General features: G+C 66.5%; 13 protein-coding genes. 3 read left to right on the top strand and 10 right to left on the bottom strand.

The genetic code is table 11. The annotated features are described in order from the left end of the window. Nucleotides 1-4: 4 nt before the first annotated feature. Genes Mgrana_RS06990 through Mgrana_RS06950 form a run of 9 tightly spaced genes read right to left on the bottom strand, consistent with a single transcriptional unit; the run spans nucleotide 5 to nucleotide 7,875 of the window. Complete coding sequence (locus tag Mgrana_RS06990) at nucleotides 5-709, bottom strand: ABC transporter ATP-binding protein (protein ID WP_119356892.1); 705 nt, start codon at nucleotides 707-709, stop codon at nucleotides 5-7. Further along, complete coding sequence (locus tag Mgrana_RS06985; RefSeq protein WP_119356891.1) at nucleotides 706-1,422, bottom strand: ABC transporter ATP-binding protein; 717 nt, start codon at nucleotides 1,420-1,422, stop codon at nucleotides 706-708. Before Mgrana_RS06985 ends, Mgrana_RS06990 begins: the two co-directional genes overlap by 4 nt. Next, entirely contained in the window at nucleotides 1,415-2,338 is a 924-nt protein-coding gene (locus tag Mgrana_RS06980; RefSeq protein ID WP_119356890.1) for a branched-chain amino acid ABC transporter permease, read from the bottom strand. The genes Mgrana_RS06985 and Mgrana_RS06980 overlap by 8 nt, the downstream gene beginning before the upstream one ends. Continuing rightward, complete coding sequence (locus Mgrana_RS06975; RefSeq protein ID WP_119356889.1) at nucleotides 2,335-3,192, bottom strand: branched-chain amino acid ABC transporter permease; 858 nt, start codon at nucleotides 3,190-3,192, stop codon at nucleotides 2,335-2,337. The genes Mgrana_RS06980 and Mgrana_RS06975 overlap by 4 nt, the downstream gene beginning before the upstream one ends. A 32-nt stretch (nucleotides 3,193-3,224) precedes the next feature. Then, nucleotides 3,225-4,388 carry an ABC transporter substrate-binding protein gene (locus Mgrana_RS06970; RefSeq protein ID WP_119356888.1) on the bottom strand — a complete coding sequence of 388 codons (1,164 nt, stop codon included), beginning with the start codon at nucleotides 4,386-4,388 and terminating at the stop codon, nucleotides 3,225-3,227. Continuing rightward, on the bottom strand, nucleotides 4,385-4,798 hold the full coding sequence (locus Mgrana_RS06965; protein WP_119356887.1) for a MaoC family dehydratase: 414 nt from the start codon (nucleotides 4,796-4,798) through the stop codon (nucleotides 4,385-4,387). Before Mgrana_RS06965 ends, Mgrana_RS06970 begins: the two co-directional genes overlap by 4 nt. After that, a complete protein-coding gene (locus Mgrana_RS06960) occupies nucleotides 4,795-5,598 on the bottom strand; it encodes an alpha/beta fold hydrolase (protein WP_119356886.1) in 804 nt (267 codons plus the stop codon). The genes Mgrana_RS06965 and Mgrana_RS06960 overlap by 4 nt, the downstream gene beginning before the upstream one ends. Next, nucleotides 5,591-6,877 carry a class I adenylate-forming enzyme family protein gene (locus Mgrana_RS06955; protein ID WP_119356885.1) on the bottom strand — a complete coding sequence of 429 codons (1,287 nt, stop codon included), beginning with the start codon at nucleotides 6,875-6,877 and terminating at the stop codon, nucleotides 5,591-5,593. The genes Mgrana_RS06960 and Mgrana_RS06955 overlap by 8 nt, the downstream gene beginning before the upstream one ends. Next, nucleotides 6,877-7,875, bottom strand: coding sequence for a 3-oxoacyl-ACP synthase (locus Mgrana_RS06950; protein WP_119356884.1), 999 nt, complete (start codon nucleotides 7,873-7,875; stop codon nucleotides 6,877-6,879). Before Mgrana_RS06950 ends, Mgrana_RS06955 begins: the two co-directional genes overlap by 1 nt. A 234-nt stretch (nucleotides 7,876-8,109) precedes the next feature. Between Mgrana_RS06950 and Mgrana_RS06940 the strand changes: the two genes are divergently transcribed. The 3 genes from Mgrana_RS06940 (at nucleotide 8,110) to Mgrana_RS06930 (ending at nucleotide 10,525) form a co-directional block, all read left to right on the top strand. Beyond that, complete coding sequence (locus tag Mgrana_RS06940) at nucleotides 8,110-9,492, top strand: CehA/McbA family metallohydrolase (protein ID WP_147021189.1); 1,383 nt, start codon at nucleotides 8,110-8,112, stop codon at nucleotides 9,490-9,492. Nucleotides 9,493-9,869: 377 nt separating this feature from the next. After that, a complete protein-coding gene (locus Mgrana_RS06935; RefSeq protein WP_119356881.1) occupies nucleotides 9,870-10,112 on the top strand; it encodes a hypothetical protein in 243 nt (80 codons plus the stop codon). Next, nucleotides 10,112-10,525 carry a putative toxin-antitoxin system toxin component, PIN family gene (locus Mgrana_RS06930; protein ID WP_119356880.1) on the top strand — a complete coding sequence of 138 codons (414 nt, stop codon included), beginning with the start codon at nucleotides 10,112-10,114 and terminating at the stop codon, nucleotides 10,523-10,525. Before Mgrana_RS06935 ends, Mgrana_RS06930 begins: the two co-directional genes overlap by 1 nt. A gap of 389 nt (nucleotides 10,526-10,914) precedes the next feature. On the opposite strand, the gene Mgrana_RS06925 is transcribed toward Mgrana_RS06930, so the two are convergent. Beyond that, entirely contained in the window at nucleotides 10,915-12,345 is a 1,431-nt protein-coding gene (locus tag Mgrana_RS06925; RefSeq protein ID WP_119356879.1) for an NAD-dependent succinate-semialdehyde dehydrogenase, read from the bottom strand. Nucleotides 12,346-12,460: the final 115 nt, after the last annotated feature.

The following is a 12,460-nucleotide window of genomic DNA, read 5'->3' as shown; positions in this document are numbered from 1 at the left end:
GGGCTTATAGGGCCAGATACGCCTTCTGTACTTGCGGATTGCCGGAAAGCTCCGCAGCCGAGCCGGAGAGGACCACGCTGCCGTGCTCGATCACATAGCCCCGATCCGCGACCTCGAGGGAGAGGGCCACATTTTGCTCGACCAGCAGCACCCCCATGCCCTCCGATCGGACCTGGGCCAGGGTTTGCAAAACCTCCTCGGCCAGCTTGGGGGAGAGGCCCAGGCTGGGCTCGTCCACCATCAGGATGCGCGGGCGCCCCATCAGGGCCCGCCCGATGGCCAGCATCTGCTGCTCCCCCCCGGAGAGGGTCCCGGCCAGCTGACCGCGGCGCTCGCGCAGCCGGGGGAAGAGGGCGTACACATACTCCAGCCCGGCGGCGCGGTGCTCCCAGGCCAGGAACGCGGCCCCCAGCAGCAGGTTTTCCTCCACCGGCATCAGCGGGAAGAGCTGGCGGCCTTCGGGGACGTGGCCAAGGCCCAGCTTGGCCCGTCGGGCCGCCGAGATCCCGGCCAGGCTTTGCCCGTTCAGGTGGACACTCCCCCCCCAGGCCCGGATCAGCCCGGAGACCGTGCGCAGGGCGGTGGTCTTGCCCGCCCCGTTGGCCCCCAGAAGGGCCACCAGCTCCCCCTCGGCGACCTCGAGGCTCAGCCCGAACAGGACCTGGGCCTTGGCGTACCCCGCGCTGAGGTTGTGCACCTCGAGCTTCACGCGCCCCTCCCCAGGTAGGCCTCGCGGACTTTGGGGTTCTCGGCCACCTCGGCGTAGCGGCCCTCGGCGATCACCTGGCCGTAGTCCAGCACCACCACCCGGTCGGCCAGAGCCCGCACCACCGGCATCAGGTGTTCGATGAACAGCACGCTGACCCCGCTGTCTCGGATGCTCCGGACCAGCCGCACCGCATCCTGAGCCTCGGCCGGGCGCAGCCCGGCCATCACCTCGTCCAGCAGGAGCAGCTTGGGCTGGGTGGCCAGGGCTCGGGCCAGCTCGAGGCGCTTGTCCTCCAGCAGCGAAAGCTCCCCGGCGGGGTGCTGGGCCTTGCCGGCCAGCCCGCTCAGCTCGAGCACCCGCTCCACCACCTTCCGGGCGGCCTGGACCGAGGTGCCTGGGGTGCCGTAGAGGGCGCCGACCATCAGGTTTTCCCGCACGCTCATCTCGGGAAAGGGCTGCACGATCTGAAAGGCCCGCCCCAGCCCCCGCCAGGCCCGTACCTCGGGGGCCGCGTGGGTCAGGTCCTGGCCTAAGAACTCGATGCGGCCGCTGTCGGCGCTCAGCAGCCCCGAGATCAGGTTGAGCAGGGTGCTCTTACCGGCCCCGTTGGGCCCGATGACCGCCAGGATCTCTCCCGGCTGCACCTCGAGGCTCACCCCCTGCACGGCCCGCAGCCCACCAAAGGTCTTGGAGACCCCTCGGAGCCTAAGCACGGGGCTCCTCCTGGGCCGGCTTGGCGCGGGGGCGGAAAAGCCCCACCAACCCCCTGGGCATGAACAGGATAGCCAGGATCAGGATCAGGCCGTAAATCACCAGGTAACCGTCCTGGATCTCCAGGCGCAGCCAGGTCTCCAGGGCCACCAGCAGCAACCCCCCCAGGAGCGGCCCCAGCGTGGTGTAGAGCCCACCGAAGATGGGGATGACCAGGGCCTCCACCGCCCGCCCCAACCCAAAGGCGTCGTAGGGGGAGAGGAACAGGGCCTTCATGGCGTAAACCCCCCCGGCCAATCCGGCCAGGGCGCTGGAGAGCAGGAAGGAGACCAGCTTGACCCGCACCACCGGCACCCCCAGCACCCGCGCGGTGGCCTCCCCCTGTCGGGTAGCGGCCTGGGCGTAACTGAGGCGGCTGTGGCCCACCCAAAGGCTGGTCAGCACGCTCAGGATTAGCACGGCTGCGGCCAGGTAGTATCCGCCCAGGGCCCACCCTCCGCCGAAGGCCGGGGCTACCGGTAGCCCGGTGGCCCCCCCGGTGAAGCCGGCCTTGAGCACCAGGGTGCGCACCACCTCGCTGAAGGCCAGGGTGGCGATGGCGAAGTAGATGCCCTGCAGGCGCAGGGTGGCCGCGCCCAAGAGGAGGCTCGAGGCCGCCGCCACCCCCGCCCCCACCAGCAGGGCGGGGATCGTGCCCAGCACCCCGGCACTGAGCCCGGCGGCGTAGGCCCCCAACCCGAAGAAGGCCCCCTGGGCCAGGGAGAGCTGCCCGGTTCGGGCCAGCAGGTCCCAGGAGAGGGCCAGGGCGGTCGCGATGAAGGCAAACTGGGCGGTGTCCAGGGTGAAGGCCTGCCAGCGCCCCAGGGGAAGGGCGGGGAAGATCAAAACCAGCCCCAGGATCACCAGGACCAGCCTCATGCCCGCCTCCAGCTGCGCCAGGTTAGGGTGCCGAAGATCACCAGAAAAAACACCGCCTCCACCCAGCCCCCGCCCCCAGGCACATAGGTGCTCACCAGGGCTTCGGCCAGGGCCAGGATCAGGGCGGCCCACAGCACGCCCCGCAGGTTGCCCAGCCCCGCCATCACCACGATGGCAAAGGCCTTGAGGGTGAAGGCAAACCCCACCGTGGGGGAGGCGTAGAGCATCACCGAGAGCATCACTCCCGCCACCCCGGCCAGCGCGGCCGAGAGCCCAAAGGCCAGGAGGTAGACCCGCTGGGTCTCGATGCCCAGGAGGCCTGGGGCCAGGCGGTTCTGGGCCACCGCCCGCACCGCCAGCCCCAGCCGGGTACGGCCTAAAAACCAGTAGAGCCCCAGCAGGATCAGCACCGACAGCACGAACGCGGCCAGGGGCACCCCTCCAAAGGAGAGCCCCCCCAGGCTGAGGGTGCTGCCCTGGTAGGGCGGGCTGACCACCCGGGTGTCCGCCCCGAAGAGCAGCAGGGCCAGGTTTTGCAGCAGCACCGAGAGGCCGAAGGTTAGGAGCATCTGATTCAGTTCGGGGGCCGAGAGCACGGGGCGAATCAGGCCGTAGTAGGTGATCGCCCCAATCAAAAACACCGCCACCGCCGCAACCCCCAGGCTGACCAGGGGATCAATCCCCCGGCTGGCGAAGAGCAGATAGCTGATGAAGGCCCCGATCATCAAAAACTCGCCGTGGGCGAAGTTGACAATCCCCACCACCCCCACCGCCAGGGCCAGCCCACTGGCCACCAGGGCATAGACCCCGGCCGAGAGCATGCCGTTGAGCAGGGTTTGCAAGAGGAGTTCCATAGGGGATACGGCGGGGTCAGCCCTGGGGGGGTTTAGTACCTACCGGGGTAGCGCAGCGGACGGGTGGCCACGCTGGGGGGGAAGACCGGGCGCCGGGTGCCCTCCAGGTACTGGAACTGGAACCAGATGCTGGCGCCAAAGCCCTGGTATTTGGTCTTGCCGGTTTCCGAGGGCTTGAAGGCCAGTGGACCGAAGGGGGTGTCCATCTTAACCCCGGCCAGGGCCTCGGCGATCTTGTCCTTGTCGGCGCTGCCCGCGGCTTCTATGGCCTTGGCCAGGCTCATCACGATGGTGTAGCCCATGGGGGCCATGTACTCCTCGGTCAGCTCACCGTATTTCTTCTGGTAGGCGCTGGTGAACTTGCGGCTTTCGGGGTTGGAGACCGAGGGCAGCCAGGCGCTCATCCCCACGATATCGTTGGAAAGCGGGTTCTTCTCAAAGCCCACCGGCCAGGAAGGGGGAGCCCCGTAGATCAGCTTGGGGGCCAGCGCGACCTGCCGCACCTGGGTGGCGATGGGCAGCGCGTCCACGTCGTAGCCGATCCAGTACAGGATGTCGGGCTTATAGGCCTTGAAGCGGGTCAGAATGGCGGTGAAGTTGCCGGAGCCGGTTTTGAAGGGCTCGGCCTGAACGGTATAGCCCACCTTCTGGAGCTGCTCCTGGTAGGTCTTGATCCCTGCGGAGCCGAAGGGGCCGTCCTCGTAGAGAATGGCGATTTTGCGTGCGTCCTGGGTGTAGAGGTACTTGAAGAAGTCCATGGCGGCGGTCACGTTGTTGTAGTCCCAGGGGTGGTAGTGGAAGAACAGGGGGTAGTCGCTAAAGGCCCCCTCCACCACCGAGCTGGCCGCACCGATGCAGAGGAACAGCGGCTTGTACTGCTTGACCGGGCCGGAGAGGGCAAAGGTTACCCCGGAGGCCAGCCCACCGATCACGATGTCCACCTTGTCCACGGTCATCAGCTTGGTCAGGGCCGGGACGGCCTTGGCTGGGTCGGTGCCGTCATCGGCGGTGATGAGCTCGAGCTTGACCTTGCCCCCCGCATTGACCTGATCGGCGGCCAGTTGGATGCCGTTCAGCGCGGCCTTACCCGAGACCGAGGAAACCCCCGAGAGGGGCAGCAGCACCCCTACCCGGACCGTGGTCTGGGCCAGGGCCAGACCCAAAAGGGCTAAACAACCGACTAAGACTCGCTTCATACGTCCTCCTCTGGTCCTTCGTACAGCACGCTGGCTTCGCCCTCGAGCACCCGCTCCCCGCGCTGGTTGGTACACACCGTTTCCAGCGTCAGGATGGGCTTATCTGCCCGGATGGCCTTGACCGTTACGGTGGCGGTGATGGTATCGCCGAGGTAGGTGGGCTTGAGGAACTTCAGGCTCTGGCCCAGGTAGATGGCCCCGGTCCCCGGCAGCTTGGTGCCGATGGCGGTGGAGATCAGCCCGGCCACCAGGATCCCCTGGGCGATCCGTGCGCCGAAGCGGGTCTGCTTGGCGTACTCCGCATCCACGTGCAGGGGGTTGGTATCGCCCACCGCGCCGATGAACTGAGCGATCTGGGCCTCGCCGATGGTCTGGCTGTAGTGGGCCGAATCCCCGACCTTGAACTTCATCCCTCCACCTCCAGAAAGCGGTGAATGGCCTGGGCCACCGCGGCGGGATTCTCCAGCGGTGCGGCGTGGCCGGCCCGGGGCAGGACCTCGAACCGCGCCCCGGGGATGGCCTGGGCGATCTCCTGACCGTAGTGCGGCGGCAGCAGCAGGTCCTCCTCCCCCGCAAGGACCAGCGTGGGGGTGCGGAGGTGGGCCAGCTGGGGGCGCAGGTCGCGCAGGGTGTTGAATCCAGCCATGAGGTTGCGCTGGGCTGCCGCGCTGGGGGCGGCCAGGCGCATCTGCTCGAGCGAGGCCGGGCCCGCGACCTCAGGGTGGGCCTCGAGGAAGCTGCGCCCCCAGACCCAAGGCAGCGCGATCCTGAGGCGCCCGTCCGTCCCGCCCCACTCCAGACCCAGGCGCCAGCTCTCGATCTTGGCCTGGATCAGGGGATCCATCCGGGCGGTGGTGCACAGCAGGATGAGCCTTTGTAGGCCCGGGGGCTGCCGCGAGGCCAGCACCTGAGCCACCACCCCCCCGTTGGAGAGGCCCAGGAGGTGATAGGCCCCGAGCTGCAGGGCGGCCAGCAGCGCCTCCAGGTCGTCCGCGTGGAGTTCAGGGGTATAGGCCCCCTCGGGCGCCCCGGAGCGCCCCTGACCCCGCATGTCGTAGCGCAGCACCCGGAAGCGGGCCAGGTGCGGCATGAAGGGCTCCCAGGCCTCGACCCGCTGGAAGATGCCGTTGGCCAGCACCAGTACCGGGCCCTGCTCGGGGCCCTCCATCTGGTAGTACAGCTCGAGACCGTTCACCGTGAGCTTAGGCATGCGAACCTCCCCAATGGGCTACCAGCTCCGACTTGAGGATCTTTCCGGGGCCGCTTTTGGGCAGCTCCGGCAAAAACACGATGCGCTTGGGCACCTTGTACCCGGCCAGCCGCCCCTTCAAGAAGGCGCGCAGCTCCTCCTCGCTGGCTTGGCCCTTGAGCACCACAAAGGCGATCCCCACCTCGCCCCACTTGGCGTCGGGAACACCGGCCACGGCACACTCCGCGACCGCTGGGTGATCGTAGAGGGCCCGCTCGACCTCGATGGGGTAGACGTTCTCCCCACCGGAGATGAACATCTCCTTGGCCCGCCCCACAATGTAGAACCGCCCCTCCGCATCCCGCTGGGCCAGATCGCCGGTCTTCAGCCAGGTGCGCCCCTCGTGCGCTACCAAGGCGGCGGCGCTGGCCTCGGGGCGTTCGAAATACCCCGACATCACGGCCGGGCCGCTGAGCCAGAGCTCGCCCTCGCCCTGGGCCTCGTGGCCCTGGGGGTCTACCAGCCGGGCCCAGAGGTGCGGCATCGGGCGCCCGACCGAGTCCGGGTAGCGCTCGGCCTCCTCGGGCTCGAGGGTGAAGCAGTTCACCCCGCACTCGGTGAGGCCGTACCCCTGCTTGAAGCGGATGCCCTTGGCCCGAAACGCCTCCCGTACCGGGGCCGGACAGGGGGCACCGCCGGAGATGGCCCAGCGGACGCTGGAGAACTCGGTGAGGGTGAACCCGGGATGGTTGGCCAGCATCTGGAACATGGTGGGCACCAGGAAGAGGAGGCTTACGCGGTGCTCGTCCACCCAGTGCAGGTACTCCCCGGGGTCGAAGCGCTCCTGGATCAGGAGGCGGGCCCCCAGGTATAAAAGCGGGGTGGCCAGCGCGTTCAGGGCGGCATGAAACATGGGGGTGGAGAGCCCCTCGAGCGCATACGCCCTGGGGTGCAGGGCCTGGGCCAGCCCCTGGGACTCCGGGCTGTAGAAGAGGGCCTGGGGCCGGGTGTACTCCACCAACCCCGCCAGCTCAGCCCGGCTCAGGCGGTGATTGAACAGGGTGGGCACAAAACCCAGCAGCGGTGCGGCAAAGTACAGCTCGAGATACCCCAGGTGGTTGGGCCCCAGCACCCCGACCCGGTCGCCCCGGCCAATGCCCAGCCCGGCCAGGGACTCGGCCGCGCGCAGGGCCCTGGCGTAAAGCTCCTGGTAGCTGATCCAGTCCCCGCGCCAGAACACCGCGGGGCGCTGGGGATGATACCCAGCCAGTCGGGCCAGCCAGTTGGCGTTGAGCTCCATCAGGCTTCCTCCCAGCGCAGCACGGCCGCGGCCCAGTGGTACCCCACCCCCGCCGCCGCCAAGGCCATCAGGCTGCCGGGGCCAATTTTCCCCGCCCCGCGGGCCAGCTGGAGGGAAAGGATGGGGTCGAGCTGGCCCAGGTGACCGTAATCGCAGAGGTAAAGGGTCTGGTCCTCGGCCAAGCCCAGGCCCTCGAGTACCGCGCGGTGGGCCGAGGGCTTCATGTGCAGCAGGGCCAGGTAGTCCAGGTCGGCGGCGGTGTACCCCGCGTCCTCCAGCGCACCGCCGATCACCTCCAGGAATCCCGGCAGGGAGCGGGCCTCGAGCCGGGACCTCATCCCCTCGGGGTCGGTCACCCGCAGCTTGAACTGCCCGAGGGTTTCTGGGGTGAGGGGCTGCACGGTTCCCCCCACCGGGACCAGCACGCTCTGGGCCAGCGCTGGGTCGGTCTTGAGCCGGGTGGAGAGGAGCCGGATCCCCGGCCCCTCGCGCTGCAAGACCGCAGCCGCCCCGCCCGCCCCCAGGTCGTACATGAAGCGCACGTTTTCATCGCGGTAATCGATCAGGTCGCCGTTGCGATACCCTCCGGCCACCAGGATCGTCCCCACCTCGGACCGGGCCGCAAAGAGGCCCTGGGCCACGCTGAGCGCGGTGATGAAGGAGGCGCACTTCTGGTTGAGGTCAAAGCCCCAGGCTCGCCCGGCGGAGACCTCGAGGGCGATGTAGGGCGCACTGGTCCAGACCGGATAGTCCTTGTACTCCTCGACGATCGAGAGCACCACGTCCACTTCTGCCCCGCTGATCCCGGCGTCCTCCAGGGCCCCCCTGGCGGCACTGACCGCCATCTTGGCGGGATCATCCCCCGGGCCGGGCACCGGTTTTTGCTGGATGCCCAGCTTCTCCCGCACCACCCATTCCGGCAGGCCGCTGGCTGCGGCGATCTCGCCGCTGGTCATGCGTGGTGTGGGCAGATAAACCCCTAGGCCGCTGAGATACATCCTGACAAACCCCTGACTTGATGCCAGAAGTGTACCGAAGCGTTGTTACAAACTTGTTACAGCCTTCGATATTGCCGCCTGACCCCGTTCTGACAGGCCGCGCTTAGGGTGCTCGAGCACAGCACCGCCCGGGCCCCACGGGCTTGGGTCAGAGCCTGCCGAAACCGCCAAGGGAGGTGAGGGGGAGAGGCACTCACCGGAGCGCCTGGGGCCGCGGCCCCAGCCCCCATTTCGATGAATACTTCTTTCCAAAGGCTTTTGTTGAGCGAGCGGGGGCTCATCCCCCAGGAGGCGCGGCCTGGCTACACCTACCACACCTTCGAGGTGCCGCCGGGGGTGGCCGCCTTGCGGGTCCGGCTGCGCTACCACAAAGCCGGGATCTGTCAGCTTTACCTGTCGGTCTTTGGGCCGGCGGGCTACCGGGGTACTCGGATGAAGCCGGGGGCGGTGGGCGCAGTGGAGCTCGAGCTCATCTTCGGTGCAGGGGGGGCCAGCCTGGGCGCTCTGCCGGGGCCCATTGAACCGGGGGTATGGCGGGTTCTTCTAGACCTCGAGCGCACCCAGCACGCCACCGAGTACGACCTGAGCGTGGAGGCCAGCCCGGAGCCGCCGTTCCTCCCGGCCCCACCGCCGGCCCCGCACAATGGCCGCTCGGGTGCCGCCTGGTACCGGGGGGAGCTGCACGCCCACAGCCATCACAGCGACGGGCGGACCGATGTCCAAAGCGTGGTGGAGGCGGCCCGGCGCTATGGGCTGGATTTCCTGGCCCTTACCGATCACTACACCCCGGCGGGCTGGAGCGAGCTCAAGGCCTTATCGGGGCCGGATTTATGCGTGATTCCCGGGATGGAGCTGACCGCCCACAACGGTCATGCCAACCTGCATGGGCTCTCGAGCTGGGTTAACCCCTTTGTGGATGGGGAGGGCTGGGGGGTGAACGATGTGGCCCGGGCGGTACACGCCCAGGGTGGGCTGTTTTGTGTTAACCATGCCTTCTCGCTGGACTTGGGCTGGCGCTACCACCGCTTCGACTGGACCCTGGCCGATCTGATGGAGATTTACCACCACCTCGAGGGCAGCGCCAACACCAGCCAACTGACCCTCTGGGACAGCTTGCTGCGCCAAGGGCTGCGCATCACCGGGGTAGCCGGGACCGACTCCCATGACCCCTACGCGGGTCGGCACCGCCTGGGGCAGGTGTTTACCTATGTCTATGCCGAGGGCCTGAACCCCCAGGCCCTCCTGGCGGGGCTGAAAGCGGGGCGGGCCTATGTTTCCTTGGGGCCCAGGCTGGAGTTTGTGGCCACCGCCCCGGGGCAACGGGCGGGTATGGGGGAGCGCCTAAAGGCCCCCTCGAGCCTAACCCTAGAGGCCCATCTGCAGGACCTGGCCTTTCCCGCCCGGGTCCTGCTGATCAAGAATGGCTTTTACCACGCCCATCAGGACATTCCCGTCCCGCGGGAGGCTTTGGCCCTGCAGTTCCAAGACCACGACCCCCAGGCGGGAGACTACTATCGGCTCGAGGTCTTTGCACTCCCCCCTCAAGGCGGAACCTCCGGCCACGGGCGCGAGTGGGATCGTACCCTGGTGCTGTCCAACCCCATCTTTTTGGAGTGAGGTGGCGCTCGCCTCAGGGCCGTGCTTAATCGGTTGGCTCGATCACAGACGTGGCCGCCTACGAAAACGAGAAGGGACAAGCGTAGGCCGGGCCCGACCTACGGGTGCTTAGGTTTCAAGTTTCCAGGCGGCCACGGTTCTGTCCAGGACAAAGCTTTCTTGAATTCGACAGACTCAGAATAGATGAAGAGCGCTCTACCATCCATTACCGCATCCATACCCCGCCTTGGGCATTGTCCGAGCCAGCTTTTCTGCGACCCCCGGGCGCGTTTCGCTACGAACACAGCGCCTATACCACCTTGGAACCGTGCTTTTTTACGTCCAGGTATGCCAAAACCGCTGATATTGAGCAAAGCGCGCCGTGTTACACTGGCCTCATGGTGGTCGAGCTACCCGAAAAACTGGGCAAAAAGCTTTCCGAACTCAAAAGGGCCAAAGGGAAGGGGTGGGAAAAGGAGCTGGCCAAGGCTATTGACGTCATCCTGGCCGAGGATTTACTGCTTACCCCGCCCGCCACAGAGCGCAAAAGAGCGGTGAAGGCACTGGGCAAGGTGGCCGACCAAATTGGTAAACGAATCAACCTGAGCGACGCCGAGATACTGGCTCGAATCAATAAGTGATGCGCATAGTGCTAGATACCAACGTATTTGTATCTAGCCTGCTTTCTAAGCCGGGAAGCACCACGCGCCGTATCCGCAAAGCCTGGGAAAAAGGTGCTTTCGAGGTTTGTACCTCCGAGTACCAGATTGAAGAAATCCGGCGAATCCTGAACGAAAAGTTCAGGGTCTTGACCACCACCAGCGAACGTGCCGAACTGATTGCAGAGATACGCAAAGCCTGCATTTTGATCGAGCCAAAACAAAAACGCGGCCTTTCCAAAGATGAAGACGACAATCCTTTGCTCGATCTGGCGGTAGAAGCGGGCGCACAATACATGGTGAGTGGAGATGAGCACGTAGTTTCGGTCAAGCACAAGCGTTTGAAAATACTCACACCAGCACAATTTCTGGAGCAAATAAAGCAATCGCTGTAGCGAATATCCCTTCGAAAACCAACTCTTTCGCCACTCCTGCCGTGGTACTACCCGCTGGGGCCTCGAGCACGGCCCGGTAGGCCCAGGTATCCTTGCCGAGCTCAGGCCGGCCTCGAGGTCGCCATTAATTTGGGTGCCGGCATAGGCTAAACCCTGCATGGAGTCACCGCACATCCGTCCATCTAGAGGCTGTGATGGGCTTCGAACACTTTTCCGTTACCCCGTGCTACCTGACTGCTCTGGTGATTTCGGCATTTGCAAAGGCTCTCTTGCCCTTATACCGAATCTGCTCAGAAGTGACCCAAAAGCGATATACAAGTCCCTCGGACGCGCCCCCTGGCGCGGCAAGTGAGGGGCGCGTTTAGCGCCGCTCACGCGTAGAGTTGGTATTAGACTCCCAGCGAAACATACTTCACGCTCAGGTACTCCTCGAGCCCCCAGTGCCCTCCCTCCCGGCCATACCCGCTGGCCTTGACCCCACCAAAGGGGGCCTGGGCGGTGGAGGGAACCGCGTCGTTGAGGCCCACGATGCCATACTCCAGGCGTTCGGCCAGGCGGATGGCCCGGCTCAGGTTCTGGGTCCAGAGGTAGGCGGCCAGGCCGTAGGGGCTCGCGTTGGCGGCGGCCAGGGCCTCCTCCTCGGTCTCGAAGGCCAGGAGGGGCACCACCGGGCCAAAGGTCTCCTCCTGCATGATCTTCATGCTGGGGTTGACGCCTGCCAGCACGGTGGGCAGGTAGAAAAGCCCCTGGCCTGCGCGGCCCCCGGTCAGCACGGTGGCGCCTTTTTGCTGGGCATCGGCCACATGGCCCTTGACCTTTTCCAGCCCCTGGGCGTCCACCAGCGGCCCGATCTGGGTGCTGGCCTCGAGGGGATCCCCCACCGTGAGCCCCTCCACCGCCTCGACCAGCTTGCGGGCAAAGGCCTCGAGGATGCTTCGCTGCACATACACCCGGTTGGTGCAGACGCAGGTCTGGCCGGCGTTGCGAAACTTGCAGGCCACCACATCGCGCACGGCTTTTTCCAGGTCGGCATCCTCGAAGATCAGGTAGGGGGCGTGCCCACCCAGCTCCATCGAGACCCGCTTGAGGGTGGCCGCGCTTTGCTGGGTCAGGAGCCGCCCCACCTCGGTAGAACCCGTGAAAGTCAGCTTGCGGATGCGCTCCTCGGCCATCATCACCCGGGTCAGCGGCACCGGGTCGGCGCAGGGCAGCACCTGAAGGGTTCCCGGCGGCCCCCCGGCTTCCAGCCATAGCTCGGCTAGGCGGAGGGCGGTGAGGGGGGACTGCTCGGCGGGCTTGAGGATGAAGGTACAGCCCGCGGCCAGGGCCGGTCCGAGCTTGCGGGTGGCCATGGCCGCCGGGAAGTTCCAGGGGGTTATCCCGTAGACCGGGCCAACCGGGGCCTTGAGCACCAGCAGGCGCTTGTGGGGAAACTGGCTGGGCACCATCTCGCCGTAGATGCGCTTGGCCTCCTCGGCATACCACTTCACGAAGCTGGCGGCATAGCGCACCTCGCCCTGGGCCTCGCTGACCGGCTTGCCCATCTCCAGTGCGATCAGCCGGGCCAGGTAGAGCTCGTCCTGCTGGATCCGGTGGTGCCAGCGCTCCAGCAGGCTCGAGCGCTCGTAGGCGGTGGTCTCCCTCCAGGCCTGGAAAGCCTCTACCGCAGCTTCCACCGCCCGGTGGGCCTCGGCCTCGCCGCAATCGGCCACCTGGGCCAGGGCCTGGCCGGAGTAAGGGCTCACCACTTCAAAGGTCTTGGCGGTCTGCACCCAGTCCGCACCGATCAGGGCGCGGGTATTGAAGCTCTCTGCAACCATGGCGGTCTCCTAAGTGTCTCCATCGTTGAAATGGGAAACGGCGCTCGCCAACATCGGCGGGGAATTGCGCCAGGTACATACTTACCGCATTCGCTGGTCTCGCATTTTCACCCTG

The sequence above is a fragment of the Meiothermus granaticius NBRC 107808 genome (genome assembly GCF_003574355.1).
GTDB classification, from domain to species: Bacteria; Deinococcota; Deinococci; order Deinococcales; family Thermaceae; genus Meiothermus; species Meiothermus granaticius.
Note: the sequence above shows the minus strand (reverse complement) of the source record. Positions and strands in the feature narration are given on the sequence as shown.

Bases quoted from the DNA above. Each gene is read 5' to 3' on its own strand.
- Mgrana_RS06980 (WP_119356890.1), bottom strand. From the start codon at position 2,338: ATGAGGCTGGTCCTGGTGATCCTGGGGCTGGTTTTGATCTTCCCCGCC.
- Mgrana_RS06975 (WP_119356889.1), bottom strand. From the start codon at position 3,192: ATGGAACTCCTCTTGCAAACCCTGCTCAACGGCATGCTCTCGGCCGGG.
- Mgrana_RS06970 (WP_119356888.1), bottom strand. From the start codon at position 4,388: ATGAAGCGAGTCTTAGTCGGTTGTTTAGCCCTTTTGGGTCTGGCCCTG.
- Mgrana_RS06965 (WP_119356887.1), bottom strand. From the start codon at position 4,798: ATGAAGTTCAAGGTCGGGGATTCGGCCCACTACAGCCAGACCATCGGC.
- Mgrana_RS06960 (WP_119356886.1), bottom strand. From the start codon at position 5,598: ATGCCTAAGCTCACGGTGAACGGTCTCGAGCTGTACTACCAGATGGAG.
- Mgrana_RS06955 (WP_119356885.1), bottom strand. From the start codon at position 6,877: ATGGAGCTCAACGCCAACTGGCTGGCCCGACTGGCTGGGTATCATCCC.
- Mgrana_RS06950 (WP_119356884.1), bottom strand. From the start codon at position 7,875: ATGTATCTCAGCGGCCTAGGGGTTTATCTGCCCACACCACGCATGACC.
- Mgrana_RS06940 (WP_147021189.1), top strand. From the start codon at position 8,110: ATGAATACTTCTTTCCAAAGGCTTTTGTTGAGCGAGCGGGGGCTCATC.
- Mgrana_RS06935 (WP_119356881.1), top strand. From the start codon at position 9,870: ATGGTGGTCGAGCTACCCGAAAAACTGGGCAAAAAGCTTTCCGAACTC.
- Mgrana_RS06930 (WP_119356880.1), top strand. From the start codon at position 10,112: ATGCGCATAGTGCTAGATACCAACGTATTTGTATCTAGCCTGCTTTCT.
- Mgrana_RS06925 (WP_119356879.1), bottom strand. From the start codon at position 12,345: ATGGTTGCAGAGAGCTTCAATACCCGCGCCCTGATCGGTGCGGACTGG.